The sequence below is a fragment of the Kitasatospora sp. NPDC022856 genome (genome assembly GCF_055561235.1).
Window position 1 is genome coordinate 134,641 of the sequence record NZ_JBVHHE010000004.1, and the last position, 24,881, is coordinate 159,521.

Annotated in this window: 25 protein-coding genes; 7 read left to right on the forward strand and 18 right to left on the reverse strand. The window is 72.2% G+C overall.

All coding sequences use genetic code 11. The annotated features are described in order from the left end of the window. Position 1 precedes the first annotated feature (1 nt). Both ACZ34W_RS07095 and ACZ34W_RS07100 read right to left on the reverse strand, forming a co-directional pair. On the reverse strand, positions 2–1,483 hold the full coding sequence (locus ACZ34W_RS07095; protein ID WP_329490038.1) for an alkaline phosphatase PhoX: 1,482 nt from the start codon (positions 1,481–1,483) through the stop codon (positions 2–4). Between the two features lie 343 nt (positions 1,484–1,826). Beyond that, a complete protein-coding gene (locus tag ACZ34W_RS07100) occupies positions 1,827–2,972 on the reverse strand; it encodes a hypothetical protein (RefSeq protein WP_465602328.1) in 1,146 nt (381 codons plus the stop codon). 223 nt (positions 2,973–3,195) lie between these two features. Here ACZ34W_RS07100 and ACZ34W_RS07105 point away from each other — a divergent pair, with 223 nt between their 5' ends. Continuing rightward, the gene (locus tag ACZ34W_RS07105) at positions 3,196–3,639 is read left to right on the forward strand and encodes a VOC family protein (protein ID WP_329490036.1); all 444 of its coding nucleotides are present in this window, start codon (positions 3,196–3,198) and stop codon (positions 3,637–3,639) included. 52 nt (positions 3,640–3,691) lie between these two features. On the opposite strand, the gene ACZ34W_RS07110 is transcribed toward ACZ34W_RS07105, so the two are convergent. Beyond that, positions 3,692–5,290 carry a hypothetical protein gene (locus ACZ34W_RS07110; protein ID WP_465602330.1) on the reverse strand — a complete coding sequence of 533 codons (1,599 nt, stop codon included), beginning with the start codon at positions 5,288–5,290 and terminating at the stop codon, positions 3,692–3,694. A 438-nt stretch (positions 5,291–5,728) separates the two neighbouring features. Between ACZ34W_RS07110 and ACZ34W_RS07115 the strand changes: the two genes are divergently transcribed. Beyond that, on the forward strand, positions 5,729–7,060 hold the full coding sequence (locus tag ACZ34W_RS07115) for an MFS transporter (RefSeq protein ID WP_352288165.1): 1,332 nt from the start codon (positions 5,729–5,731) through the stop codon (positions 7,058–7,060). A 59-nt stretch (positions 7,061–7,119) separates the two neighbouring features. On the opposite strand, the gene ACZ34W_RS07120 is transcribed toward ACZ34W_RS07115, so the two are convergent. The 9 genes from ACZ34W_RS07120 to ACZ34W_RS07160 all read right to left on the reverse strand — a co-directional run bounded on the left by ACZ34W_RS07120 (position 7,120) and on the right by ACZ34W_RS07160 (position 14,733). Beyond that, positions 7,120–7,779, reverse strand: coding sequence for a Uma2 family endonuclease (locus ACZ34W_RS07120; protein ID WP_465602331.1), 660 nt, complete (start codon positions 7,777–7,779; stop codon positions 7,120–7,122). Positions 7,780–7,902: 123 nt separating this feature from the next. Then, positions 7,903–8,283 (reverse strand): metal-sulfur cluster assembly factor, encoded by a 381-nt coding sequence (locus tag ACZ34W_RS07125; protein ID WP_329490032.1) that lies wholly within the window; start codon positions 8,281–8,283, stop codon positions 7,903–7,905. 22 nt (positions 8,284–8,305) lie between these two features. After that, a complete protein-coding gene (gene sufU / locus ACZ34W_RS07130) occupies positions 8,306–8,767 on the reverse strand; it encodes a Fe-S cluster assembly sulfur transfer protein SufU (RefSeq protein ID WP_329490031.1) in 462 nt (153 codons plus the stop codon). Positions 8,768–8,783: 16 nt separating this feature from the next. Further along, positions 8,784–10,067, reverse strand: a complete 1,284-nt coding sequence (locus ACZ34W_RS07135) for a cysteine desulfurase (protein WP_380386702.1) — start codon at positions 10,065–10,067, stop codon at positions 8,784–8,786. Further along, complete coding sequence (sufC, locus tag ACZ34W_RS07140) at positions 10,067–10,831, reverse strand: Fe-S cluster assembly ATPase SufC (protein ID WP_352288160.1); 765 nt, start codon at positions 10,829–10,831, stop codon at positions 10,067–10,069. Before sufC ends, ACZ34W_RS07135 begins: the two co-directional genes overlap by 1 nt. 6 nt (positions 10,832–10,837) lie before the next feature. Further along, on the reverse strand, positions 10,838–11,155 hold the full coding sequence (locus tag ACZ34W_RS07145; RefSeq protein WP_329490029.1) for a bifunctional 3-phenylpropionate/cinnamic acid dioxygenase ferredoxin subunit: 318 nt from the start codon (positions 11,153–11,155) through the stop codon (positions 10,838–10,840). 5 nt (positions 11,156–11,160) lie between these two features. Next, positions 11,161–12,408, reverse strand: coding sequence for a Fe-S cluster assembly protein SufD (gene sufD / locus ACZ34W_RS07150; RefSeq protein ID WP_329490028.1), 1,248 nt, complete (start codon positions 12,406–12,408; stop codon positions 11,161–11,163). A gap of 57 nt (positions 12,409–12,465) precedes the next feature. Next, the gene (gene sufB / locus ACZ34W_RS07155) at positions 12,466–13,881 is read right to left on the reverse strand and encodes a Fe-S cluster assembly protein SufB (RefSeq protein WP_329490027.1); all 1,416 of its coding nucleotides are present in this window, start codon (positions 13,879–13,881) and stop codon (positions 12,466–12,468) included. A gap of 9 nt (positions 13,882–13,890) precedes the next feature. Then, complete coding sequence (locus ACZ34W_RS07160) at positions 13,891–14,733, reverse strand: helix-turn-helix transcriptional regulator (protein ID WP_329490026.1); 843 nt, start codon at positions 14,731–14,733, stop codon at positions 13,891–13,893. A 302-nt stretch (positions 14,734–15,035) separates the two neighbouring features. On the opposite strand from ACZ34W_RS07160, the gene ACZ34W_RS07165 reads away from it, so the two are divergent. Continuing rightward, positions 15,036–15,962, forward strand: a complete 927-nt coding sequence (locus ACZ34W_RS07165; RefSeq protein WP_465602335.1) for an ABC transporter ATP-binding protein — start codon at positions 15,036–15,038, stop codon at positions 15,960–15,962. A gap of 47 nt (positions 15,963–16,009) precedes the next feature. Then, the gene (locus tag ACZ34W_RS07170) at positions 16,010–16,729 is read left to right on the forward strand and encodes an ABC transporter permease (protein ID WP_329492288.1); all 720 of its coding nucleotides are present in this window, start codon (positions 16,010–16,012) and stop codon (positions 16,727–16,729) included. Positions 16,730–16,751: 22 nt separating this feature from the next. Here the strand turns inward: ACZ34W_RS07170 and ACZ34W_RS07175 are convergent, their stop codons facing one another. Both ACZ34W_RS07175 and ACZ34W_RS07180 read right to left on the reverse strand, forming a co-directional pair. Continuing rightward, positions 16,752–17,609, reverse strand: a complete 858-nt coding sequence (locus tag ACZ34W_RS07175) for a YhjD/YihY/BrkB family envelope integrity protein (RefSeq protein WP_329490024.1) — start codon at positions 17,607–17,609, stop codon at positions 16,752–16,754. Positions 17,610–17,806: 197 nt separating this feature from the next. Then, positions 17,807–18,187: a TipAS antibiotic-recognition domain-containing protein gene (locus tag ACZ34W_RS07180; protein ID WP_329490023.1), complete on the reverse strand. Its 381-nt coding sequence runs from the start codon at positions 18,185–18,187 to the stop codon at positions 17,807–17,809. 257 nt (positions 18,188–18,444) lie between these two features. Between ACZ34W_RS07180 and ACZ34W_RS07185 the strand changes: the two genes are divergently transcribed. Continuing rightward, on the forward strand, positions 18,445–19,032 hold the full coding sequence (locus tag ACZ34W_RS07185) for a maltokinase N-terminal cap-like domain-containing protein (RefSeq protein ID WP_465602338.1): 588 nt from the start codon (positions 18,445–18,447) through the stop codon (positions 19,030–19,032). A gap of 83 nt (positions 19,033–19,115) precedes the next feature. Here the strand turns inward: ACZ34W_RS07185 and ACZ34W_RS07190 are convergent, their stop codons facing one another. Beyond that, positions 19,116–19,820 carry an LAETG motif-containing sortase-dependent surface protein gene (locus ACZ34W_RS07190; RefSeq protein WP_465602340.1) on the reverse strand — a complete coding sequence of 235 codons (705 nt, stop codon included), beginning with the start codon at positions 19,818–19,820 and terminating at the stop codon, positions 19,116–19,118. Between the two features lie 299 nt (positions 19,821–20,119). Further along, positions 20,120–21,466, reverse strand: a complete 1,347-nt coding sequence (locus ACZ34W_RS07195; protein WP_465602342.1) for a choice-of-anchor A family protein — start codon at positions 21,464–21,466, stop codon at positions 20,120–20,122. A 254-nt stretch (positions 21,467–21,720) separates the two neighbouring features. Here ACZ34W_RS07195 and ACZ34W_RS07200 point away from each other — a divergent pair, with 254 nt between their 5' ends. After that, complete coding sequence (locus ACZ34W_RS07200) at positions 21,721–22,701, forward strand: COX15/CtaA family protein (protein WP_380386699.1); 981 nt, start codon at positions 21,721–21,723, stop codon at positions 22,699–22,701. A 57-nt stretch (positions 22,702–22,758) separates the two neighbouring features. Here ACZ34W_RS07200 and ACZ34W_RS07205 read toward each other — a convergent pair whose 3' ends face one another. Beyond that, on the reverse strand, positions 22,759–23,097 hold the full coding sequence (locus tag ACZ34W_RS07205; RefSeq protein WP_329490019.1) for a hypothetical protein: 339 nt from the start codon (positions 23,095–23,097) through the stop codon (positions 22,759–22,761). A gap of 72 nt (positions 23,098–23,169) precedes the next feature. On the opposite strand from ACZ34W_RS07205, the gene ACZ34W_RS07210 reads away from it, so the two are divergent. After that, entirely contained in the window at positions 23,170–23,811 is a 642-nt protein-coding gene (locus ACZ34W_RS07210; protein WP_465602345.1) for a DUF2461 domain-containing protein, read from the forward strand. 53 nt (positions 23,812–23,864) lie between these two features. Here ACZ34W_RS07210 and ACZ34W_RS07215 read toward each other — a convergent pair whose 3' ends face one another. Beyond that, a complete protein-coding gene (locus ACZ34W_RS07215; RefSeq protein WP_329490017.1) occupies positions 23,865–24,806 on the reverse strand; it encodes a heme o synthase in 942 nt (313 codons plus the stop codon). Positions 24,807–24,881: the final 75 nt, after the last annotated feature.

The window sequence follows — 24,881 nt, forward strand, 5'->3', positions numbered from 1 at the left end:
ATCAGGCGCCGTAGCCCTGACCGCGCTTGTGCTCGTTCAGGCGGTGCCACGGGCCGGTGATGGCCAGCTGGATGCCCGGGGTCTGGATGTTGGCGAACAGCGTCTTGCCGTCGTCCGAGAAGGTGACGCCGGTGAACTCGCTGAACTCCGGCTTCTCGGCGGAGCCGATGTTGAGCTCGTTGCGGGCGATCGGGTAGGTCAGCCCGTCCTCGGTGGCACCGAACAGGTGCGAGACGCCCTCGCCGTCCTCGGCGATCACGATGCCGCCGTACGGCGAGACGGTGATGTTGTCCGGGCCGTCGAAGTTGTCGTGGTCGCCCCAGACGTCGGTGTTGACGCCGAGCAGCACCTTCAGGGTGATGGTGCGGCGGACGGGGTTGAAGAACCAGACCTGGCCGTCGTGCTGGAGCGGGCTCTCCGAGCGGGCGAAGCTGGAGACGAAGTAGAAGCCGCCGTCACCCCACCACATGCCCTCCAGCTTGCGGGCGCGGGTGACCTCGCCGTCCTTGAACTGCTTGCGGACGGAGACGGTCCTGGCGTCGCGGTCCTGGACCTTGACCCAGTCCACGCCGTAGGTGGTGCCGACCTTGGTGGCGCGCGACAGGTCGTCGATGAACTTGCCCTGCGCGTCGAAGACCTTGAAGGCCTCCAGCGTGCCGGCGTCGTCGGCCAGCTTGCGCAGCTGGTAGCGGCCGTGCTTGAAGCCGGCCGGCGGGGTCCAGCGGAACAGCAGCCCGTTGGGGTTCGAGGCGTCCTCGGTCAGGTAGACGTGGCCGCGCTTCGGGTCCACCACGACGGCCTCGTGCGCGTAGCGGCCGAAGGCCTTCACGGGCTTGGGGTCGAGGTTGTACTCGTCGTCGAACGGGTCGACCTCGAAGATGTAGCCGTGGTCCTTGGTGAAGCCGTTCTTGCCGGCCTTGTCCTCGGTCTCCTCGCCGGACAGCCAGGTGCCCCACGGGCTCACGCCACCGGCGCAGTTGGTGGAGGTGCCGGCGATGCCGACCCACTGCTCGACCGTGCCGTTGCGCTTGGCGTGCACGATGGTGCAGCCGCCGGCCGCGCCCGGGTCGTAGACGTGGCCCTCGGTCAGCGGCACCGGGTACGCCCAGCCGGAGCGGGCGCCGCTCAGCTCGTGGTTGACGACCAGCAGGTTGCCGCCGCGCTCGTCCTCGAAGGCGGAGGTGCCGTCGTGGTTGCTGGGCGTGAACTCGCCGGTGCGCAGCTTGGTGACGCCCGCGCGGTTCACCACCTTGTAGCTGAAGCCCTTGGGCAGCGCGAGCAGGTTCTCCGGGTCCTTGACCAGCGCGCCGTAGCCGACCGCGGCACGCTCGGCGTCGGCGGTCGCGGCGTCCCGCACCTCGCCGCCGACCGGGGCGGCGATCGCGCCCGGGGCGCTGGCCAGCGCCTCGGCGCTACCGGCGATCAGCACGCCGGCCCCGACGAGGGTGGAACGGTTGACGAAGTCCCGACGGGACAGCGACATGTGAGTCACTCCTGAGAGGTGGGGCGCCGACCGGAGCGGAGCCCGGTACGTGGCGTGCGAGGTGTCGAGGTAGCTCGTCGACGCCTGCAGACTCCGCCGGTGTGATGAACGCCCGGTGAAGCGGACACCGCGTCAGGGTGTTCATTTGCCGACCGTATTCGAATCCATGACCCGTTCTTTGCCCCGTGCACCGCAGGTCACGGCCGCGCCGCAGAACAGAACCGCGGAACAGTGCCACGGAACAGCGCCCACCGAACAGCGCCATCGAACAGCCGCGGAAACGGAGTCGGAGGACAGCCGCGGAGCCGAGCGGCACCCGGGCGCGGCGGTCCGTCGGCGGCGCTCACCGCCCCGCGCGGGCCGCCCGCCACTGCTCCCAGGCCGCGAGCCAGAGCTGCTCGCCGATCCGCTCCTCCTCCCAGCCGTCGCCCGCCGCGCCGGCACCGTCCGCCCGGTCCCGCCAGAGCTGCTCCCAGGCACGCTGCGCGGGCAGGCTCGCCACCTCGCTGGCGAAGACCGTGTAGCGGATGACCTCCTCGACCGCGGCCACCCCCTCCACCGTGCCGACCACCCACTGGGTCTGCCGGGACAGCCGGTTGAGGTGGTTGACCATCGCGGTGACCGCCGCGACCGCCTCCTCCCGGCTCTCCGAGCCGAGCCGCATCTGCTGGCGGACCGCGGCCTCCCAGCGCAGCGCGCCGGTCTCGCCGCGCAGCCCGCGCGGCAGCCGCGGCGTGCGCCCGGCCCGGACCTGCGCCTCGATCGCCGCGGACTCGGCGATGCCGTGCTCGATCACCGCCCGGTGCGCCTCCAGCCCGACCGTCGGCGGGAGTTCGCGCTCCTCGACCGGGACGTACCGGGCCCGGCGGGCGGCGAGGCCGCGCAGCAGCGCCGTCCGGCCGCGCAGATGCCGCTCGACGTCCTCGATCGGGGCCAGTTCGAGGCTGCCCGGCACCACGCCGCGCCCGCAGACCGTGACGGTCAGCCCGTCCACCCGGAACCGGCCCGCCCAGACCGGGCCGGCACCGGGGGTGGCGCCGAGGCCGGGCAGCGGGGCGTCCGGCCGGTCCCAGGGGTCGCGCAGGTCCTCGTGGACCTCCACCGCGCACGGCTCGCCGTCCACGGTGATCCACTCGCGCAGCGCCCGGACCCGGCCGGGGCAGTCGCCCTCGTCGACGCCGAGCTGCTCGTAGACCCGGTCGCGCTCGTCCTCGACCACGTCCTCCAGCTCGGGCAGCGCGCCCGGCCGGTCGGCCCCGGGACGGTAGGTGCGCACGGTGACGTACGGGCCGTCGGCGGAGGTCCAGTCGCCGGAGCAGACCTCGACCCAGGACAGCCGGCCGTCACAGGTCTCGAACGCGGTCAGCGCGTCGCCGCCCGGGTCGGCGCCGCGCACGACGCCGTACACCGGGAAGCCGGCCGCGGCCAGGGTGCGGCGGGAGAACTCCTCCTGGTCGGTGAAGCGGTCCTCCCGTCCGCGCGGGTCCATCCACCGCGCGCCGTCCCCCCGGAGACCGTCCTGCCTGCCACCGCTCTCCCGCGTCATCCCGCGCCGCACCCCCGTGTCCTCGCCGCCCGCACACCGCCTGCGGGACACGATACGTGGCCCGACCTGCCGGGTCATCAGCTCCTTTGCCCCGCCGGACGGATCGCCACCCGCGCCGTCGTGTCAGGACGCGCGTTTGTCAGTGCCGCTTCCTACGCTGTCGGGCATGACAGCGACCCAGGACTTTCCCGCCCGCATCAGCATCGTCACCCTCGGGGTGACCGATCTCGACCGCAGCGCCCGGTTCTACGAGGACCTCGGGTGGCGCCGTTCGTCGGTCTCCAGCCCGGAGATCGTCTGGTTCCGCACCGCCGACTCGGTGCTCGGCCTCTTCCCGACCGACGAGCTGGCCGCCGACGCCGGGGTCCCCGCCCTCGGCGAGCCGTCGTTCCGGGGCGTCACCCTCGCGGTGAACCTGGAGTCGACCGAGCGCGTGGACGCCGCCCTGCGGACGGCCGTCGAGGCGGGCGCCACGGTGGTCAAACCCCCGACCGCGACCAGCTGGGGCGGTTACTCGGGCTACTTCGAGGACCCGGACGGCCACCTGTGGGAGCTGGCCCACAACCCGTTCTTCCCGTTCACCGCGGAGGGCTCACTGGACCTGCCGTGACCGGCCGGGCGTCCCGCCCCGGCCGGCCCGGCCCCGCACGCCCCCCGGGCCCTCAGCTCTTCGAACGCGCCTTGAAGGCCGCCTTGCGGGCCTCCTTGGCCACCGTCCGGTCGAGGTGCAGCTCGCCGACCGCCTCCAGCACGTCCGCCGTGTAGGGGTGGTCGACCCGCCAGAGCTCGCCGAAGTAGCTCGCCGGGTTGCCGGTCACCGGCAGGTCGGCGATCAGCTCGCGAAGCAGTTCGGCGTCGCCGCCGGTGTCGAGCAGCTGGGCGGCGAAGGTGTCGATCACCGTCCACAGCGCCATCCCCCGCTCCGGCGCGGGCACATCGGCGGCGCCGAGATCCACCAGCCAGGCCCGCGCGGCCCCGCCCAGCTCCGGGTCGTCCAGCACCTCCCGGACGGCGGGCTCGGCGGGCCGGCCGATCATGCCCAGCGCCAGCCGGCTGAGCATCCGGCGCATCGGGGCGTACGCGTCGTTGCCGCGCGACGCCGCGAGCAGCTCGCGGGCCGCGTCCACCGGCTCCCGGTCGGTCACCCAGACCTGCAGCTCCTCCTCGGGCAGCACGTTGGCGGCCTCGCAGATCCCGCGCAGCAGCTCGGCGGCATCCCCCTGGGCCAGCTCGCCGACCAGCGGCGCGTCGTAGCCGTCCTCCAGCAGCCACTGCCGGATGCCGTACTGGCCGAGCGGGGTGAGCCGGACCAGGCCGAAGCGGGCCGACTCCTCCTCGTCCAGCGGCTCGTCGCCGACCCCGCCGCCGAGGGGCTCCTGCCCCTCCTCCTCGTCGAACAGTTCCGGGTCGATCGGGCGGTAGTCCAGCACGCCGAGTTCGGCGAGGTCGTTCAGCATCGGGTCCAGCGCGACCATCACGTCGGTGATGTCGCCGAGCAGTTCCTCGCTCGGCTCCTCGCCCTCCGGGACGACCAGCAGCGCGGCCAGCACGCCCAGCGGCACGGTCTCGGTGCCCGGGTCGGCGAAGGCGGTCGTCTCGTAGAGCACTTGGAGCGCCTCGTCGAGCAGCTCGGCGGCCTCCTCCCGGGCCTCCTCGACCCGCGCCAGCCGCTCCTCGTCGTCGTCATCCTCCGACTCCGGCTCCGGCTCCCCCACGGCCCCGGCGCGCTCGGCCGCCTCCTCGGCGGCCTCCTCCTCCGGCAGCGAGTCGGCCTCCACGGCCAGCTCCCGGACGATCCCGGCGGCGGTCAGCCAGAGCTCCAGGACGGTCTCCGCGTCCCCCCGCTCGGCCGGCTCCAGGTCCGGCCCGGGAATGGCCACGTGCTCACCGGCGGCGGTGGTGCCGATCTCGATGAGGTCCAGGTCGCAGGCCAGCGACCAGGCCCGCATCGCCTCGACCACGGCCTCCTCCGGCGCCTCCCCCTGCTCGGGCGCGAGGCCGAGCAGCCGGGCGGCGGGCGCCCGGTCCGGACCGGTGAGGTCGCCGAACTCGTCCACCTCCCGGTGCGGGGCCGTCCAGCGGGCCAGCTTCAGCGCGTACCCGAACATCGGCACGGCCTTCGCCTGGTCGGCCAGCTCGGACTCGGCCGGCAGCCGCACCGGCGGCACCAGCACGGCGGCGTCGTCCAGGTCTTCGTCGTCCAGCCCGTGCGCGGCGAACGCCCCATAGAGGTCCTGCAGCTCCAGGTCGGCGGGCAGCACAGCGCCGACCGCCCCCTCGTCCGGCGCACCCGCCGACGGAGCCCCAGCGTTCTTACGACGTCGTCCGGCCATTGTCGCGCGTTCTCCCTACAGCCAGCGGTCGGCCGATCCGTTCCGGCCGCAGTGGATCAGCTCCCTGTGCCGGTCCACTACCTCAGCGTATAGGCCGGGCACCCCCGATGCCCGGCCTCCAGGGGCGCGCGCCGCAACCGTGCGCCCACCCCTTATCCTTCGAATCGGCACCGTGCACACCCCGCGCGGGCCACCGGGCAACGAAGCCCCTCCACCCTCCTCGCCCGGCTCCGGGACGGAGGGTCCCATGCTCACCCGCTCCACCAGGAAGTCCCCGCACCGAGGCCACCACCACAGCGCCACCGGACGGGCGCGCCGGCACACCCCGCCGACCTTGGTGGTGCCCGGCCACAGGAGACCCCTGCCATGGCGGACCTCTCCCCTGCCGGCTCCGGCCTGCGCACCGCGCAGTTCGACGGACGCCGACTGTCGGAGGCCCTGCTTCCCCTGGAGCTCGCCCCGCGCGCCCAGCTCCAGCTCGCCGCGATCAGCCGATGGAACGCGCTCCGCGGCGTCCGCGTCGGCCTCGTCGCCGGCGCCCTCCTCCTCATGCTGATCGGTGCCAACCTGGCCACGCCGATCTACCCGCTGCTCCAGCAGCGGCTCTCGCTGACCGCGCTCGACACCACGATCCTCTTCACGGTGTACGTGTTCGCGCTGGTCCCGGTGCTCGCCGCGGTCGGCCACTGGTCCGACCACCTCGGCCGGCGCGCGCTGATCCTGCCCGCCGTGGCCCTGGCCGCCGCCGGGGACGTCGTCTTCGCCACCTCGGGCAGCTTCTGGCAGCTCGCCCTCGGCCGCGCCGTCCAAGGCGTCGCGGTGGGCCTGTCCACCGGCGCCGCCGGAGCCGCCCTCGGCGACCTGCTGCCCGACCACCCCACGCTGGCGGCCAAGCTCACCCTGGCCTGTTCGGCGGGCGGCGTGGCGATCGGCCCGGTGGTCGGCGCCCTGCTGGCCGGCGGCTCCGACCCGCTGATGACGCCCTTCCTGCTGCACGCCGTCGCCCTGCTCGCGCTCTGTGTGCCGCTCGCCCTGGTCCACCCCCGGATGCCCGGCCGCAGCCGCCCGCCGGCCTCCCCGCCGCGCATCACCACCCCGGCGCACCTGCGCCCGCAGCGCCTCGCCCTGCCGTCCACCGGCCGCCGGGCGTTCCTGCTGGCCTCGGCCGCCGGGTTCATCTCCTACGCGGTCTTCGGCGTCTACCTCAGCCTGGCCCCGGCCTTCTCCGCCAAGCTGCTGCACACCGACTCCCGGCTGACCGGCGCCGTGGTGGCCGCGCTGCTGCTCGGCTCCTCCGCCGTGGCCCAGCTGCTCGTCCCGCCGACCGCCGACCGGCTGGTCATCGCCCTCGGCATGACCGGTCTGGCGACCGGCCTCGGCCTGGTCGTCACCGCCCAGTACACCGGCACACCGGCGCTGCTGTTCATCGGCAGCGTCCTCGGCGGCTCCTGCCAGGGGGTCGCCTTCCGCTCGCTGTTCACCGGCGCGGTGGCCGCGATGAACCCGGAACGCCGGGGCTCCGAGCTCAGCTCCCTCTGGGTCATCGTCTACCTCGGCAGCTCGCTGCCGATCGTCGGCGTCGGCGCCCTCGTCCAGCGCTACGGCCTGCTCCCGGCGACCAGCGGCTTCGTCGGCCTCGCCGCCGTCCTCTGCGTCGCCCTGGCCGTCGCCGTCGCCCGCCGGCCCCGCACCGCCTGACCGACGGGAACGCCGCTGCCCGGTACGGGATCCGTACCGGGCAGCGGCGTTCTCGAGCCCTACTCCGCCCAGGGCTTCCAGGTCTCCGTGGAGACCTCGAACCCGAACGGCTCCGGGAGCCGGAGCGGCTCACCGAACTTCCACTCGCCGAGCACCCGGTAGCTCCCCTCGCTCCGGTCCGGCTCACCGAACAGGGTGACGCCCGGCTGACGCGGGTCACGGTCGACCAGGAGGTAGTACGGCACTCCGGTCCGCGCGTACCCGCTCCACTTGGTGGGCTTGAGCCGACGGCCGAGCAGCGGACGGCGGTCGTTGCGGGCATCGGACGGAGAGGTCGCCTCGATCACCAGGTCGAGGTCCTGCGGCTGCAGGAAGAGCACGTCCTCCGCCCTGCTCCTGGCATCGGTGTCCTGGTGGACGACCACCATGTCGGGGACGTAGCCGTCGCCGATCTCCACCAGGTCGAGGTTGACGGTTTGCACGGCCCGCCAGGGGAAGGCCGCATCCAGCACTCCGGCGGACAGCACCGCCTCCTGGATGTCCGTAAGAATCCCCGCGTGCAGGTACACAGGCGCCGGTGACACGACGAACTCCCCTCCGATCACCTCGACCCGTGTGCCGTCGTCCGGGATGCGCAGGTACGCCTCCAGCTCTCCCCGGACCCACATGGCATACGGCGAGGCGGGCAACGTCCAGTGCCCGATCGCTTCCACAGCCATCCCGTCGCTCCCTTCGCGGTCGCGGCACCAGCGTGGCCGCCCGCTCGCAGATATACCACTGCCGCGCGAATGATTCCCCCGAAGGGGAGACTCGCGCGGCAGTGGGTTGACGCAGGACGTCCGTCAGACGTTGAAGCCGAGGGCGCGGAGCTGCTCGCGGCCGTCGTCGGTGATCTTGTCCGGGCCCCACGGCGGCATCCAGACCCAGTTGATGCGCAGGTCCTGGACGAGGCCGTCGGTGGCGGTCTTCGCCTGGTCCTCGATGACGTCGGTCAGCGGGCAGGCCGCCGAGGTGAGCGTCATGTCGATGGTGGCCACGTCGGACTCGTCGATGTGGATGCCGTAGATCAGGCCCAGGTTCACGACGTCGATGCCCAGCTCGGGGTCGACGACGTCCATCAGGGCCTCGGTCAGGTCCTCGACGGAGACGGTGCCGGCGGTGGTGCCGACGATGACGGTCGGACCCTCCTCAGCGGAAGGGGCGGGCGTCTCGGTGTCACTCATGTGTCTGTCCTCCTCTTCTGCTTCAGTCGTTCAGGTCGTGCACGGCGGGCTGCTCGGCCAGGGCCTTGGCGGTGGCGTCCTTCCAGGCCATCCAGCTGAGCAGCGCGCACTTGACCCGGGCCGGGTACTTGGAGACGCCGGCGAACGCGACCGCGTCCTCCAGCACCTCCTCGTCCCCCTCGCCCTGGCCCTTGCTCTGCATCAGCTCCAGGAAAGCCTCCTGGACGGCCTGCGCCTCGCCGACGGTCTTGCCGACCACCAGGTCGTTCAGCACCGAGGCACTGGCCTGGCTGATGGAACAGCCCTGCGACTCGTACGAGACGTCCACGACCGTGGCCCCGTCGAGCCGCACCCGCAGGGTGATCTCGTCCCCGCAGGTCGGGTTGACGTGGTGCACCTCGGCGTCGCCGTCCCGCAGCCCCTTGCCGTGCGGGTTGCGGTAGTGGTCCAGGATGATGTCCTGGTACATCGAGTCGAGCTTCATGTCGTGGGCCGTCCCGTCAGCCGAAGAAGTTCCGGACGTGGTGCAGGCCGTCGATCAGGGCGTCGACCTCGCCCGGCGTCGAGTACAGGTAGAACGACGCCCGCGTGGTCGCGGGGATTCCGTACCGCAGGCAGACCGGCCGCGCGCAGTGGTGGCCGACGCGCACGGCGATGCCCTGCTCGTCCAGCACCTGGCCCACGTCGTGCGGGTGGATGTCGCCCAGCGTGAAGGAGATCGCGGCGCCCCGGTCCACGGCCGTGCGCGGACCGATGATCCGCAGGTCCGGGACCTCCAGCAGCCGCTCCACCGCGTACGCGGTGATGGCGTGCTCGTGCGCGGCGATCCGGTCCATGCCGATGTTCGACAGGTAGTCGATGGCCGCGCCGAGCCCGACCGCCTGGGCGATCGGCGGGGTGCCGGCCTCGAACTTGTGCGGCGCCGGGGCGTAGGTGGACGAGCCCATGGTGACGGTCTCGATCATCTCGCCGCCGCCGAGGAACGGCGGGAGGTCCTCCAGCAGCTCCTGGCGGCCCCAGAGCACGCCGATGCCGGTCGGGGCGAGCATCTTGTGGCCGGTGAAGGCGACGAAGTCGGCCTCCAGCGCCTGCACGTCCAGCACCATGTGCGGCGCGGCCTGCGAGGCGTCGATGACGACCAGCGCACCGACGTCCTGGGCCTTGCGGACGATGGCCTCGACCGGGTTCACCGTGCCGAGCAGGTTGGAGACCAGGGTGAACGAGACGACCTTGGTCTTCTCGGTGATCAGCTCGTCGATGTTGGACAGGTCGAGCCGGCCCTCGTCGGTCAGCCCGAACCACTTCAGCTTCGCGCCGGTGCGCTGCGAGAGCAGCTGCCACGGGACGATGTTGGAGTGGTGCTCCATCTCCGTGATGACGATCTCGGAGTCGGCGTCCACCCGGTACGGCTCGTCCGCCCAGGTCAGCATGTTGGCGACCAGGTTGAGCGACTCCGAGGCGTTCTTGGTGAAGACCACCTCGTTGCGGCTCGGCGCGTTGACGAAGGCCGCGACCTTGTCACGGGCGCCCTCGTACAGCGCCGTGGCCTCCTCGGCGAGCACGTGGACGCCGCGGTGCACGTTGGCGTTGTGCCGCTCGTAGTAGGCGTTCAGCGCCTCCAGCACCTGGCGCGGCTTCTGCGAGGTGGCGGCGTTGTCCAGGTAGACCAGGGGCTTGTCGTCGTGCAGCAGGCGCTGCAGGACGGGGAAGTCCTTGCGGATCGCGTCGGTGTCGAGCAGACCCGGCAGGCCCGTGGCGGGGCCACTCGTCTCGGGGGTATGGATCACTCGGAAGCGCCACCCTTCACGTAGGACTCGTAGCCCTCTTCCTCCAGCTTGTCGGCGAGCTCGGCGCCGCCGGACTCGACGATGCGGCCGGCCGAGAAGACGTGGACGTGGTCGGGCTTGATGTAGCGCAGGATGCGGGTGTAGTGGGTCACCAGCAGGGTGCCGACCTCGCCGGTCGAGCGGACCCGGTTGATGCCCTCGGAGACGACCCGCAGCGCGTCGACGTCCAGACCGGAGTCGGTCTCGTCGAGGATCGCGATCTTCGGCTTGAGGAGCTCCAGCTGGAGGATCTCGTGGCGCTTCTTCTCACCGCCGGAGAAGCCCTCGTTGACGTTGCGCTCGGCGAAGGCCGGGTCCATCTGGAGGGCCGCCATCGCCGCCTTGACCTCCTTGACCCAGAGCCGCAGCTTCGGGGCCTCGCCGCGGACGGCGGTGGCGGCGGTGCGCAGGAAGTTGGAGACCGAGACGCCGGGGACCTCGACCGGGTACTGCATGGCCAGGAAGACACCGGCCCGGGCCCGCTCGTCGACGGACATCTCCAGGACGTCCTCGCCGTCCAGCAGCACCGAGCCACTGGTGACGGTGTACTTGGGGTGTCCCGCCAGCGAGTACGCCAGGGTCGACTTGCCGGAGCCGTTCGGACCCATGATCGCGTGGGTCTCGCCCTGCTTCACGGTCAGGTCGACGCCCTTCAGGATCTCCCGGGGGCCGTTCTCCGCCTCGACGGTGACGTGCAGGTCGCGGATTTCAAGGGTTGCCATATGTACTCAGGACTCCTGGTTGACGGAGACGAGCACATCGTCCCCTTCGATCTTTACGGGGTAGACAGCGACCGGCTTGGTGGCGGGCAGTCCGGAGGGCTTGCCGGTGCGCAGGTCGAAGCTGGAGCCGTGCAGCCAGCACTCGATCATGCAGTCCTCGACCTCGCCCTCGGACAGCGAGACGTTCGCGTGCGAGCAGGTGTCGCTGATCGCGAACACCCCCTCGTCGGTGCGGACGACGGAGACGGGCACGCCGTTGAGGTCGACGCGCCGGGGCACGTCCTCCTGGAGCTCGCTCAGCGCGCAGGCACGGAGAAAACTCATCGGCCTCAGACCGCCGCTTCCAGCTCGGCCTCGATCTTCTCCATGAGCTGCTCCTGGATCTCGGCGACGCCGATCTGCTGGACCAGTTCGGCGAAGAAGCCGCGCACCACCAGACGGCGGGCCTCGTCGGCCGGGATGCCGCGGGCCCGCAGGTAGAAGAGCTGCTCGTCGTCGAAGCGGCCGGTCGCGGAGGCGTGGCCGGCCCCGACGATCTCGCCGGTCTCGATCTCCAGGTTGGGGATCGAGTCGACCCGGGCACCGTCGGTGAGCACCAGGTTGCGGTTGAGCTCGTAGGTGTCGGTGCCCTCGGCGGCGGCGCGGATCAGCACGTCGCCGACCCAGACGGCGTGCGCGTCCTGGCCCTGCAGCGCGCCCTTGTAGACGACGTTGGAGCGGCAGTGCGGGGTGTCGTGGTCGATGACCAGACGGTGCTCCAGGTGCTGGCCGGCGTCGGCGAAGTACAGGCCGAACAGCTCGGCCTCGCCGCCGGGAGCGGAGTAGGAGACCCGCGGGTGGATGCGGACCACGTCGCCGCCGAAGGTGACCACGACGGACTTCAGCGAGGCGTCCCGGCCGACCAGGGCGGTCTGCTGGGCGGTGTGCACCGCGTCGCGGTCCCAGTCCTGGACGGAGACGAAGGTCAGCTTGGCGCCGTCGCCGAGCAGCAGCTCGACGTTGGCCGCGCGGGTGCCCGTCCCGGTGTGGTTGATCACCACGACGGCCTCGGCGAACGGCTTGACGTCGATCACCACGTGGGCGAAGCGGGTGCCGCCCTCGCCGTGCACGTCGATCTTCACCGGCTCGGTGAGCACCGTCTCCTTGGGCACGGTGACCACGAGCGCCTGCTCGAAGGCGCTGAACGCCTGGGCGGCGACCCGGTCGACCGGCTTGCCGGCCTTGCCCAGGCGGGCGTCGTCGCGGCCGACGGTCTCGGCGGTGACGCCGTCCGGCAGGCTCAGCTCGACCTTGTCCGCGCCCTTCTCCGCCTCGGCGGCGCTGCCGTCGTGCAGGCCCTTCAGGCGGTGCAGCGGGGTGAACCGCCAGTCCTCCTCGCGGCCGGTCGGCACCGGGAAGTCGCCGACCTCGAAGGAGGGCTTGACGGCGACGCGGGCGTCGATCGGCTGCTGGACGGTCGCGCGGCCGGTGCCGGGGCCGGCGAGCTGCGCGCCCGCCCCGGCGGTGCCGACCTCGATCGAACCGGCGGTGGTGGAACCGGCGGTGGTCCCAGCGACATTCAAAGGCGTGTCAGCCATGGCTGTCGTAGTGCTCTCTTCCTCAAAGTTGGTGGCTGGACTGCGTGCGGCTGTGCGTCAGCCGACGGAGCCCTCCATCTGCAGCTCGATCAGCCGGTTCAGCTCCAGCGCGTACTCCATCGGCAGCTCGCGCGCGATCGGCTCGACGAAGCCGCGGACGATCATGGCCATCGCCTCGAACTCGGTCATGCCCCGGCTCATCAGGTAGAAGAGCTGGTCCTCGCTGACCTTGGAGACGGTCGCCTCGTGGCCCATCGACACGTCGTCCTCGCGGACGTCCACGTACGGGTAGGTGTCCGAGCGGGAGATGGTGTCGACCAGCAGGGCGTCGCAGAGCACGTTGGACTTCGCGCCCTTGGAGCCCTCGCCGATCTCGATCAGACCGCGGTAGGAGGTGCGGCCGCCGCCTCGCGCCACCGACTTGGAGACGATGTTGGAGGAGGTGTTCGGCGCCATGTGGACCATCTTGGCGCCGGCGTCCTGGTGCTGGCCCTCACCGGCGAAGGCGATCGACAGGGTCTCGCCCTTGGCGTGCTCGCCCATCAGGTAGACGGCCGGGTACTTCATGGTGACCTTGGACCCGATGTTGCCGTCGATCCACTCCATGGTCGCGCCCTCGTACGCCACGGCGCGCTTGGTGACCAGGTTGTAGACGTTGTTCGACCAGTTCTGGATCGTCGTGTAGCGGCAGCGGCCGCCCTTCTTGACGATGATCTCCACCACCGCGGAGTGCAGCGAGTCCGAGGAGTAGATCGGCGCGGTGCAGCCCTCGACGTAGTGGACGTAGGCGTCCTCGTCGACGATGATCAGCGTCCGCTCGAACTGGCCCATGTTCTCGGTGTTGATCCGGAAGTAGGCCTGCAGCGGGATGTCGACGTGGACACCCTTCGGCACGTAGATGAAGGAGCCGCCCGACCACACCGCCGTGTTCAGCGCGGCGAACTTGTTGTCGCCGGCCGGGATGACGGTGCCGAAGTACTCCTCGAAGATCTCCGGGTGCTGCTTCAGCGCGGTGTCGGTGTCCAGGAAGATGACACCCTGCTCCTCCAGGTCCTCACGGATCTGGTGGTAGACCACCTCGGACTCGTACTGCGCGGCCACACCGGCCACCAGCCGCTGCTTCTCCGCCTCCGGGATTCCGAGCCGGTCGTACGTCGCCTTGATGTCGGCGGGCAGGTCCTCCCAGGACTCGGCCTGCTTCTCGGTCGAGCGCACGAAGTACTTGATGTTGTCGAAGTCGATGCCGGTGAGGTCCGAGCCCCAGGTGGGCATGGGCTTCTTGCCGAACAGCTTGAGGCCCTTGAGCCGCAGGTTCAGCATCCACTCGGACTCGCTCTTCTTCGCCGAGATGTCGCGGACGACGTCCTCGCTGAGCCCGCGCTTGGCGACGGAGCCGGCGGCATCCGGGTCCGCCCAGCCGTACTCGTAGGTGCCCAGGCCTTCGAGCTCCGGGTGCGAAACGGTGTCAGTCATGCGAGCTTCCTAACGCGCGGACGCTGAATCTTCGGTGGACGTACCGGCAGTCGGCACTGCACCGGAACCCGGACCCGCGCTGCGCAGGGAGGGCGACGATGCGGCACCGGGTGCCGGCACATAGGTGGTGCAGACCCCGTCGCCGTGGGCGATGGTGGCCAGCCGTTGCACATGGGTGCCCAGCAGTTGGGAGAAGACCTCGGTCTCCGCCTCGCAGAGCTGCGGGAACTGCTCGGCGATGTGCGCGACCGGGCAGTGGTGCTGGCAGAGCTGGGCGCCCGCCGGGGCTTTCGCCGCGGCCGACGGAACCCGCCGCACCGTGGCAGCGTACCCGTCGGCGCTGAGCGCCCGGGCGAGTGCCTCGGTCCGCTCACCGGCCTCGGCCTGGCGCAGGGCGTCCAGGTACTTCTCACCCTGCTTGCCGAACCGGGCGCGGGCAAAGGCGGCGACCGCCTCCTCGCCCGCCGCGCCGCCGCCCACCGCGTCGGAGATCCAGCGCAGCGCGTCGGCCGCGAGCTGGTCGTACGCCTGGTAGAAGGCGTCCCGACCGGACTCGGTGAGGGCGAAGACCTTGGCCGGGCGACCCCGGCCGCGGCTGCCGTAGACCCGCTGTTCACGGGCGTCGACCAGTCCTGCGGCGGCTAGGCCGTCCAGGTGACGGCGGACGGCGGCGGTCGTCAGACCGAGCCGGTTCGCCAGGTCGGCGGCGGAGGACGGACCGTGGTCGAGGATCGACCGGGCCACCCGGTCCCGGGTCGCGCGGTGACCGTCGAGCAGCACCTCGGTCGCGTTCGCGGGCACGGCGCAGCCGGGGGCCGACTCGGCCTCCTGCTGCGGGGAGTGCTCGCGCATGTTTTTCACAACACGATTGTTGCGTAATTACTTCCGCCGGGACAAGCCGTGATGCAGGCCTCACTCGTGTCATCTGTCACGCAGGTAAGCCTTACCTGACCTGCGAAAACGATCACCTGGCACCGGTTCCGGCGGTCGTTCCGGCCCTCCTCGCCCCTCGGCGGGCCCTCCGGACGGCCCGCCGACCAGGCCGTCGACCGCTCCACCCACCACCCCTTCGGCCGCCCGTCCGGTGCCGCGTCCGCCCCCGGCGCGGCCTCCCGCTCCGGGCCGCCGCGTTCGCGCCTCATACACTCGCCGGTATGCATTCCGAACCCGCGGTCCGGGTCACCGGGCTGGTCAAGCGCTACGGCACCAAGACGGCGGTGGACGGTCTCGACCTGACCCTCGCGCGCGGCGCCGTCACCGCCGTGCTCGGTCCCAACGGCGCCGGCAAGACCACCACCATCGAGATCTGCGAGGGCTACCGCCGCCCCGACGCCGGCACCGTCCGCGTCCTCGGCCTCGACCCGGTCGCCCAGGGCGCCGAGCTCCGCCCGCGGATCGGCGTGATGCTGCAGTCCGGCGGCGTGTACGCGGGAGCGCGCGCCGTCGAAATGCTCCGGCACACCGCCAAGCTGCACGCCCACCCGCTGGACGTGGACGCCCTGGTCGAACGCCTCGGCCTCGGCTCCTGCGGCCGGACCACCTACCGCCGGCTCTCCGGCGGCCAGCAGCAGCGGCTCGCCCTGGCGATGGCCGTGGTCGGCCGGCCCGAGCTGGTCTTCCTGGACGAGCCGACCGCCGGCCTCGACCCGCAGGCCCGCCGCGCCACCTGGGAGCTGGTCCGCGACCTGCGCCGGGACGGCGTCACCGTGGTCGTCACCACCCACCACATGGACGAGGCCGAGCAGCTCGCCGACCGGGTCGCCGTCGTCGACCGCGGCCGGGTGATCGCCGAGGGCACCCCGGACGAGCTCTGCCGCGGCGGCGCCGAGTCCTCGCTGCGCTTCGACGGCCCGCCCGGGCTCGACCTCGCCCCGCTGCTCAAGGAGCTGCCCGACGGCGCCACCGCCACCGAGGCCTCGCCCGGCAGCTACCGCATCGAGGCGCCCGTCGATCCGCGGCTGCTGGCCACCGTCGCCGGTTGGTGCGCGGCCTCCGGCATCCTCCCCGAGCGGCTCGCCGTGCAGCGCCGCAGCCTCGAAGACGTCTTCCTCGACCTGACCGGACGGGACCTCCGCTCGTGACGACCACCGACTACTCGCCCGCGCCCGGCGCCGCCCCGGTCGGCCGGATGCTGCTCGCGCAGACCGCCTTCGAGACGAAGATGCTGCTGCGCAACGGCGAACAGCTGCTGCTGACCGTCATCATCCCGACGGTGCTGCTCGTGCTCTTCTCCGCCGTCGACATCGTCGCCGTCGAGGGCCCCGGCAAGCGCGTCGACTTCCTGGCACCCGGCCTGCTGGCGCTGGCCGTGATGTCCACCGCGTTCACCGGGCAGGCCATCGCCACCGGCTTCGAACGCCGCTACGGCGTGCTGAAGCGGCTCGGCGCCAGCCCGCTGCCGCGCTGGGCGCTGCTCACCGCCAAGACCGGCTGCGTGCTGGTCACCGAGGCGCTCCAGGTCGCCCTGCTGAGCGTGATCGCGCTCGCCCTCGGCTGGTCCCCGCACGGCGACCCGTTCAGCGTCGTCGCCCTGCTCGTCCTCGGCACCGCGGCCTTCTCCGGCCTCGGGCTGCTGATGGCCGGCACCCTCAGGGCGGAGGCCACGCTGGCCGCCGCCAACCTGGTCTTCGTCCTGCTGCTGCTGGCCGGCGGCGTGATCGTGCCGCTGAGCAGGTTCCCGGCCGCCGTCCAGTCGGTGCTGGAGCTGCTCCCGATCGCCGCGCTGTCGGACGGCCTCCGCTCGGTCCTCCAGACCGGCGCCGGTGTGCCCTGGGCCGACCTCGGCATCCTGGGCGCCTGGGCGGTCGTGGCCCTGGCCGCCGCCGCCCGCTTCTTCCGCTGGGAGTGACCCTCGGGGCGCGCCCCGAGGGTCAGGGCCCGCCCGGCTCGTCCGGGTCCTTGGACCGGCGGTAGCGGGCGATCTGCCGCCGGGTGGTGTGCCACCGCGACCGCGCCTGCTCGATCACGGTGTGCCACTCGCGGCGGATCTCGTCGTCGGGCGGACGCTCACCCCGGGCGATACCGACGAGCTCGTCACGCACCTCCCGCCCGAGCGCGGCCGAGCCGACGGTGACGAGCATGGCGCCGAAGAGTCCCGAGAGCGTCGCGAAGACGGCGCCCACGGCGCCGTACCGGGCGGCCGAGGAACTGAACAGGTGCGGCAGGTAGACCGTCGCACCCACCGAGTAGACCGCCGCCAGGACGCCCCCGACGACACCGAACGGGAGCAGGGCCCGCCAGGCGACCCGCCGCGCGGTGAGGATCCAGCCGCCCCAGACGAGGAAGGCCGCGGTCACCGGCGCCTCGGCCGCGGCCGCCCCCAGCTGCAGGCGCCCCCGGCCGAGGAAGCCGTAGACCAGACCGGTGGCCATCAGGTAGCCGGTGAGACCGGCCACCCACCACAGGTCGTTCAGCGTGTTGCGCACACTGAGCGGTCTGAGCTCCCAGGTCTGCTCGAACAGGCGCTGGACCGCCCGGGCGAAGCTCAGCACCGAGATCACGAGGAACACCGCTCCGAAGACACCGATGGTCGCGGCCGTGCCGGACGAGGGCGCGAACACCTGCCGGATGGCATCGGCGCCCTCCCCGGTGAGCTGGTAGCGGCCGATGATCCGCTCCGCCGTGTCCGCGTGCCCCGTGCGCGCCAGGACGCCGCCGGTGAGGATCGAGAGCGGGACGGTCGCCGCCAGCGCGCCGGCGGCGAGGGCCATCGAGCGGTCGAAGCCCACGAGCTTCTGGAAACGGCTGACGCAGCGCAGGGCGAAGGCCGGGCGAAGCCAGAACGTCAGCGTTCTGATGACGCGTTCGCGGCTGGTCCGGGCCGTCGCGCCCTCCTCGGATCTCCTCGGTCCCGTGCTGGCTGCGAGCGTAGCCCGCCCGGCCGTCGGCGGGAGCCCGCGACGCGGCCTTACCGGCGGGTCCCGCCCTACGGGGCGAAGCCGGTCCCGCGTTCGGCGAAGACGCCCATCGCCTCCCCCAGGAACTCCACCATCCTGGGGTGGTAGGAGTTGTGGAAGTCCCTCATGTCGTCGTTCTCCGCGTAGAAGAGCGCCATGCCGACGTAGGCCTTCCTGGTGGGGACGTAGAACCGGCAGGCGATGTCGAAGTGCCTGCCGACGAACTCCTGGATCTGCGGGTCCCCGGGCAGGGAGCCCTCCAGAACGGCCGCGATCTCCTTGTACAGCACGTCCCAGTCCTGGTGGACCCGGTCCCGGTCCACGTGCTCCCAGTGGTCGGTCTCGGCAAGGCTCTTCGCCTGCTCCCCGGCCAACGCCCGGCGACACTCGTCCTCGTACTGATTCCCCATGGCACCGATTCCCGTGATTCCCTGTGCCCCGTCGGCGAATTCCCCGGGGCCCGACCGACCTGCCGACGTTGATCAACTGCTCGGTCCCGGCCGAACAGTGGCACACCCCCGCAGGGGCGGCAATCCGTTTTGTTCGGCCCGGCGCCGAGCGCCCGGCCCGGTTGGGCACCGCCCCCGCCCGCACCGGGTGATGCCGTCCGGTACGTTCGACCGCATCCCGTGGCAGGACGGGCCCGGATCTACGCGCGAGGGAAGTCATGGCCGCCATCCACCGCACCACCATGAAGCCCGCCAAACTGGAGCTGCTCACCGGCTGGCTGCCGAAGCAGAGCTGGTACGTGGGCACCGCAGGCGCCCCGGAACTGACGACGGCCGGCGGGTTCCGGCTGGACGATCCGGCGGGCGAGGTCGGGATCGAGTTCATGGTCGTGGTGGACACCTCCGCGCCGGAACCGGTCGCGTACCTGGTGCCGCTGGCCTACCGGGGTACGGCGCTGGCGGACGCCCCCGCCGAGGCGCTGATCGGCACCTCCGAGCACGGGGTGCTCGGCACCCGCTGGATCTACGACGGCGCCCACGACCCGGTGGTGACGGCGCAGTCGCGCGCACTCCTGCGCGGCGGGGCCGTCCCGCAGCACCAGAGCCTGAGCGACACCCCCGACCCCGGCGTCACCGTGCACGGCGCACCGGCCGCCGAGGCGTTCGACGTCCGGCTCAACCGCGTCCTGCGGCCCACGGAGGCCGCGGATGCCGCGAAGGGCCCTGCCGCGCGCCTGGTCGCCGGGTGGACCTGGCCGGACGGCACACCCGCCCGGGGCGTCTTCGCGACCGTCACCCCGGGCTAGCAGGCCACGCGGGCCCCAGCACGGAGCACGGTGGCCCCCGCTCGTCGTGCGAGCGGGGGCCACCGTGCGATCGGCCGCGGGCGTCAGCTCTCGCTGCCGCCGCTGCGGCGCTTGCGCGCCAGCAGGACGAGCGCGCCGCCGAGCAGGACGACGCCGCCGCCGGCCGCGGCGATGATCGGGGTGGCGTCGCTGCTACCGGTCTGGGCGAGCACCGGGCCCGGGGTGGCGGTGCTCGGCGCCGGGGTGGGCGTCCGGGTCGCGGTGGGCGACGCCGTGGGGGTCTTGGTGGGGGTCGGCGTCGGGGTCGACGTCGGGGTCCTGGTGGGCGTAGGGGTCTGGGTGGGCGTCGGCGTCGGGGTCGCCGTGGGGGTGGGGGTGGGGGTGGGGGTGGGGGTCGGGGTGGGCGTCGGGGTCTGGCAGACCTCGATCGTCTTGGTCTCCGTCTTGTTCCAGTCGGCGTTCTTCGGGTCCTCGGTGGTGGTGACCACGAAGGTCGCGCTGACCGGCTTGGCGTGGTCCTTCACCGGGAACGTCCCGTGGAACTCCTTGCCGAACGGCTTCTGGTCGAGCACCTTCTCGCCGTCGACGGTCAGGCTGACGACGTTCTTCACACCGCTCGCGTCGCTGTAGTTGGTCAGATCGATCACGATCTTGTCGCAGGTCACCTGCCACTTGGGCGCGTGCGCCGAGGCGCTGGTCGCCAGTGCCAAGGGCAGCAGGACGGCGGCTGCCGCCGTCCCCGCCAGTGCCGCGTTCCTGATGCCGATCTGCCGCCGCTGTCGCGCCATTTCGTTGTCCCCTCCGAACGGTCTTGCGCAGCAGGCTTGTTGAAAGGCTCGCGGTGGCCCGCCACGACTGTCCGGGGGACTCTACCGGCACACCCTCACCTCCCCACACCCCGCCGTACGACCGGATTTCGACTGTCCGTCCGGCCTCGGTTGTGCAAGGAGCAGCCCATCACGGCGGCGACCTCGCACGACACCCGTTCGGCGAACTTGAACGTATTCCGTCACAGTGGCGCAAACGCACTGCCCCCGGCGGTCGAATCCGACCACCGGGGGCAGCACTACGGTCGCCCGGCGGGCCGTCAGGCCTTCCTGGCCGCCCGGCGACGGGTGGCCACCACGATCGCGCCACCGGCGGCGATCACGACGGCGCCGGCGATCGTCAGCGGGACGACCGGGCCGGAGCCGGTGTGGGCGAGGCCGCCTCCGGTGGTCGCCTCCGCCGACGGGCCGGCCGAGGCGCTCGGCACCACCGCCGCCGACGGGGAGGCGGAGGCCGCCGGGCTGCCTGTGGCGCCCGGGCCCGGTGTGCCGGTCGTCGGGGCGGACGGGCTGCCGGAGCCGCCCGGGGTCACCGAGGCGCCGGGCGTCGCCGGCGTGCTCGGGGTCACCGACGCGCTCGGCGTGGAGGACGGCGACGGCGAACCGCTCGGCACCACCGGCGGCACGGTCGGCACGGTGGTCGGCGGCACCTCGGTGTTCAGGCAGCCGGTGAACGGGTAGTGGTGCGTCTCCGCGCCGCCCTTGCCGGTCAGCGACTTGGCGATCACCGAGCCGTTGACCGGTCCGCCGCTGCCGAGGTCGAAGGCGGCGTTCGGCGCCAGCACGGTGCCGGCCCAGGCGGCCTGGCTGTTCTTGACCACCTTGGTGGCGGTCGGGAAGTTCCAGAGCAGCTTGGCCCGGACCGCCCCGCCCGACGCGCTCTGCAGCTTGTCGTCCAGGACGTAGGCCTTCTTGCCCTCGTCCCACAGGTGGAAGCCCGTGGTCCGGGCGGCGGCCATGTCGTAGCTGTCGCCGGTCACGGTGACGACGGTGACCGAACCTACCGGCACCTTCACGAAGACGTCGGTGGCGCCCTGGAGCGTCGCCGCGCTGACGGTGAAGCTGTTGAGCGTGGCGTCGGCGCTGCTCAGGTAGAGCTGCGCGCCCTTCGCCTCGACCTTGGCGCCGGCGGTCTGCGCCCCGGCCGCGAGGGCGGTGGCGGCCGAGCGGAGCTTGGCGAACTCGGCCTTGAAGTCGATCGGGGAGGCGCCCTGGCTGATCTTGCCCTGGTGGGCGTCCACCACGGCGCCGGGGGCCTTCGAGCCGTAGACGCCGTTGCCCTTCATCACCTGGGTGTTGTGCCCGGTGATCTTGCCGGCGACGACCAGCGCGTTGCCGCCGGGAAGCGCCGCGACCTGGTCCGCGGTCAGTTCCTGGCCGACCGAGAAGCCGCCGGTGAAGTCCGCGTTGCCGCCGACCGCCACCGCGCCCTCGGCGTCCGGCGTGTGGGTGTCGTCGCCCTCGATGAACTCCCCGTAGAGATTGGCGACGCCGAGGCTCTGGCACTGCCGGCCGGGCTCGGCCGCGTGCGCGGCCGGGGCGATCAGACCGGCCAGGGCGAGGGATCCGCCGAGAGCGAGCGCTGCGGCGGGTGTGGGTATGCGCATGTGCAGGATCTCCGCTTACGTGCGGGGGTGGGAGCGGTCCCGGAAAAAGGTATGGACCAAGCCGCACTCTTTCGGCCAACCGAGTGATTGGTCAAGACCAATGTCCGCCTTGCCCGAACAGTCCCGTTCGGGCCGAACGGCCCGCCCCGGGGCCCGTCGGACGGCCCCCGGGGCGACGGACCGGCGACGGGCCGGACGGCGCCCGCCCGGCGCGACCCCGCCCCGCCCCAAGATCGGCTGTAAGGCCGCCTACGATTGACCCCGTGCCTACCCCCTTCTCCCTGCTCGCCGACCGCTGGCAGCCGTCCGCCGCCATGGTCCGGCGCGCCGCGTTCGCCGCGCTGGTGATGAGCGTGGTGATCGTCGTGACCGGCGGAGCCGTCCGGCTCACCGCCTCCGGCCTCGGCTGCACCACCTGGCCCCGCTGCACCGGCGAGAGCATCACGCCGACGCCCGAAATGGGCCTCCACGGCATCATCGAGTTCACCAACCGGATGCTGACCTACGTGCTGAGCGCCGCGGTCGGCTGGGCGATCCTCGCCGCCCGCTGCCACCGGCCCTGGCGGCGTGGTCTGAGCAGGCTCGGCTGGGCCCAGTTCTGGCTGGTGATGAGCAACGCCGTGATCGGCGGCATCACCGTGCTGACCGGCCTCAACCCCTACACGGTCGCCGTCCACCTGATCTCCGCGATGGCCCTGGTCTGGGTCGCGCTGCTGATGTGGGAGCGCTCGCGCGAGGGCGACGGCCCGCCGCGGCCGGCCGTGGCCGGTCCGATCGTCCGGCTCTCCTACGTCCTGGTCACCGTGATCGGCCTGCTGGTCGCGGCCGGGACGCTGGTGACCGGCGCCGGGCACCACCCCGGGACGCCCAAGGACAACAAGCTGGTGCCGCGGATCCCCCTCGACTACGACCGCCTCGCCCAGGTGCACGCCGACCTGGCGTTCGTCTCGGTCGGCCTGGCGGTCGCGGTGCTCTTCGTGTTCGCCGCCGTGAAGGCCCCGCCGGCCGCCCGCGCGCGGGCCCGCGAGCTGCTCGCGGTGCTGCTGCTCCAGGGCGTGCTCGGCTTCGTCCAGTACTTCACGGACGTCCCGGAGCTGCTGGTCGGCATCCACATGCTGGGCGCCACGCTCACCTGGATCGCCGTCCTGCGCATCCCGCTGGCGCTGCGCGTGCGCGAGGGCGCCGCGCCCACCGCGCCGCTGCCCGCCCAGGCACCGCGGACCGCCGCGGTCTGAGCGTGCGAGAGGGGCCCCGGGGAAACCCGGGGCCCCTCTCGCGTACTCGGCGCGGCCTCAGCCGCCGATCTGGATACCGGCCATCCGCTTCCACTCGTACGGGCCGGTCCTGACCTTCAGGCCCAGCTCGCCCTCGAAGCTGTCGTGCAGGGTGACCCCGGCCAGCTCGGCGGCCCGGCGGCCGACGGCGTAGCTCGGGGCGACCTGGTCGCCCCAGGCGCCGTCCGCGCCGACCACGACGATCCGGGTGGCGACGGTGCCCACGTACTCGACGACGCCGTCGGCGCTGCCGCCGTGCTGCTTGGCGAAGGCGGTCAGGTGCTTGGCGATGCGCTTGGCGCGGCGCTCGACGCGGGCGTCCGGCGCGGCGGGGGTGGCGGTCTCTGCGCTGCTCATGCCCGCATGCTACCGATCGGTAGCGGAGCTGGCGACGGGACCGGGCTGTGCACCGGACCACATACTGGAGCGGTGACCTTCCAAGGCTGGCCGGCCGAGGCCCTAGAGTTCTACGAGCACCTGGAGACCGACAACTCCAGGACCTTCTGGCAGTCCCACAAGGACCGGTACGAGCACGCCGTGCGGGAGCCGATGGAGCGACTGCTCGCCGAGCTGGAACCCGGGTTCGGGCCGGGCAAGATCTTCCGCCCCAACCGGGACGTCCGGTTCAGCGCCGACAAGTCCCCCTACAAGACGCACATCGGCGCCCACCTGGAGAGCGGCGGCTACATCCAGCTCTCCGCCGACGGCCTGGCCTGCGGCAACGGGCTGTACCGGCTCGCCCCGGACCAGCTGGCGCGCTACCGGGCCGCCGTCGCCGAGGAGGTCGGCGGCGCCGAGCTGGAGCGGGTGATCGCCCGGGTCCGCGCGGCCGGGCCGGAGGTGGTCGGCCGGGACAGCCTCAGGTCCGCCCCGCGCGGCTACCCCCGGGACCACCCGCGGATCGAGCTGCTCCGCCACAAGGGGCTGGTCGCCTGGCAGGAGTGGCCGCCGGCGGCGTGGCTCGGCACCCGGGCCGCCCACGACCGGATCACCGGCTTCCTGCGGGCCTCCCAGCCCCTGCGGGACTGGCTGGACGACCGGGTGGGACCCTCCGAACTGCCCCCGCACTGAGACGCGGAAGGGGCCCCGGTCCGAAGACCGGGGCCCCTTCTCCGCGTCGGCGGCTACTTCACGAACGGATCCACCGCGATCACCACGAACAGCAGCGTCAGATAGGTGATCGACCAGTGGAAGAGGCGCATCTCCTTGAGCTTCGCGCCGACCACCCCGGCCTTGGCCCGGGCGTACAGTCCGTGCGCCTCCTTCAGCCAGGCCGCGCCCAGCACGACCGCCGAGACGGGGTACAGCCAGCTGGTCTCCGCCAGCGGCCAGAGCGCCAGCGAGACGGCGACCATCACCCAGGAGTAGAGGACGATCTGCTTGGCGACCGCCAGGTTGCCCTTGACCACCGGGAGCATCGGCACGCCGGCCCGCTCGTAGTCCTCGCGCACCTTCATCGACAGCGGCCAGTAGTGCGGCGGCGTCCAGAAGAAGATGACCAGGAAGAGCACCAGCGCCGACCAGGACACCGAGCCGGTGACCGCCGCCCAGCCGACGAAGACCGGCATGCAGCCGGCGATCCCGCCCCAGACGATGTTCTGCGCGGTGCGCCGCTTCAGCCCCAGCGTGTAGACGAACACGTAGAACAGCAGGGCCGACAGCGCCAGCAGCGAGGAGAGCGCGTTGACCAGGAATCCGAGCCAGAGCGTGGAACCGACCGCCAGCGCGATGCCGAAGACCAGCGCCTCGCGCGGTGACACCATCCCGGTGACGAGCGGCCGCCGCTCGGTGCGCGACATCACCGCGTCGATGTCGCGGTCGATGTACATGTTGAGGGCGTTGGCGCCACCGGCCGACAGGTAGCCGCCGATGACCACCTTGAGGACCAGCAGCGGATCCGGGACACCGCGCTGCGCCAGGAACATCACCGGGACGGTGGTGATCAGCAGCAGTTCGATGATCCGAGGCTTGGTCAGTGCGACGAATGCGCCGACACGGGCCCCGAACGGCCGGTGCGCAGGCGTCGCCCCGGTGACCCCGGCGGGACGGGATTCGACGGCGGTCACTAACACCCCAACTGAAGATGAATCTTCGCAGGCGTCCACCGGAACGATGTTCCCGAATCGTCCGCTCTGCGCGTA

Coding starts and splice junctions, on each gene's coding strand:
- ACZ34W_RS07095 (WP_329490038.1), bottom strand. CDS start 1,483: ATGTCGCTGTCCCGTCGGGACTTCGTCAACCGTTCCACCCTCGTCGGG.
- ACZ34W_RS07100 (WP_465602328.1), bottom strand. CDS start 2,972: ATGGACCCGCGCGGACGGGAGGACCGCTTCACCGACCAGGAGGAGTTC.
- ACZ34W_RS07105 (WP_329490036.1), top strand. CDS start 3,196: ATGACAGCGACCCAGGACTTTCCCGCCCGCATCAGCATCGTCACCCTC.
- ACZ34W_RS07115 (WP_352288165.1), top strand. CDS start 5,729: ATGGCGGACCTCTCCCCTGCCGGCTCCGGCCTGCGCACCGCGCAGTTC.
- ACZ34W_RS07120 (WP_465602331.1), bottom strand. CDS start 7,779: ATGGCTGTGGAAGCGATCGGGCACTGGACGTTGCCCGCCTCGCCGTAT.
- ACZ34W_RS07125 (WP_329490032.1), bottom strand. CDS start 8,283: ATGAGTGACACCGAGACGCCCGCCCCTTCCGCTGAGGAGGGTCCGACC.
- sufU (WP_329490031.1), bottom strand. CDS start 8,767: ATGAAGCTCGACTCGATGTACCAGGACATCATCCTGGACCACTACCGC.
- sufC (WP_352288160.1), bottom strand. CDS start 10,831: ATGGCAACCCTTGAAATCCGCGACCTGCACGTCACCGTCGAGGCGGAG.
- ACZ34W_RS07145 (WP_329490029.1), bottom strand. CDS start 11,155: ATGAGTTTTCTCCGTGCCTGCGCGCTGAGCGAGCTCCAGGAGGACGTG.
- sufD (WP_329490028.1), bottom strand. CDS start 12,408: ATGGCTGACACGCCTTTGAATGTCGCTGGGACCACCGCCGGTTCCACC.
- sufB (WP_329490027.1), bottom strand. CDS start 13,881: ATGACTGACACCGTTTCGCACCCGGAGCTCGAAGGCCTGGGCACCTAC.
- ACZ34W_RS07160 (WP_329490026.1), bottom strand. CDS start 14,733: ATGCGCGAGCACTCCCCGCAGCAGGAGGCCGAGTCGGCCCCCGGCTGC.
- ACZ34W_RS07165 (WP_465602335.1), top strand. CDS start 15,036: ATGCATTCCGAACCCGCGGTCCGGGTCACCGGGCTGGTCAAGCGCTAC.
- ACZ34W_RS07170 (WP_329492288.1), top strand. CDS start 16,010: ATGCTGCTCGCGCAGACCGCCTTCGAGACGAAGATGCTGCTGCGCAAC.
- ACZ34W_RS07180 (WP_329490023.1), bottom strand. CDS start 18,187: ATGGGGAATCAGTACGAGGACGAGTGTCGCCGGGCGTTGGCCGGGGAG.
- ACZ34W_RS07185 (WP_465602338.1), top strand. CDS start 18,445: ATGGCCGCCATCCACCGCACCACCATGAAGCCCGCCAAACTGGAGCTG.
- ACZ34W_RS07190 (WP_465602340.1), bottom strand. CDS start 19,820: ATGGCGCGACAGCGGCGGCAGATCGGCATCAGGAACGCGGCACTGGCG.
- ACZ34W_RS07195 (WP_465602342.1), bottom strand. CDS start 21,466: ATGCGCATACCCACACCCGCCGCAGCGCTCGCTCTCGGCGGATCCCTC.
- ACZ34W_RS07205 (WP_329490019.1), bottom strand. CDS start 23,097: ATGAGCAGCGCAGAGACCGCCACCCCCGCCGCGCCGGACGCCCGCGTC.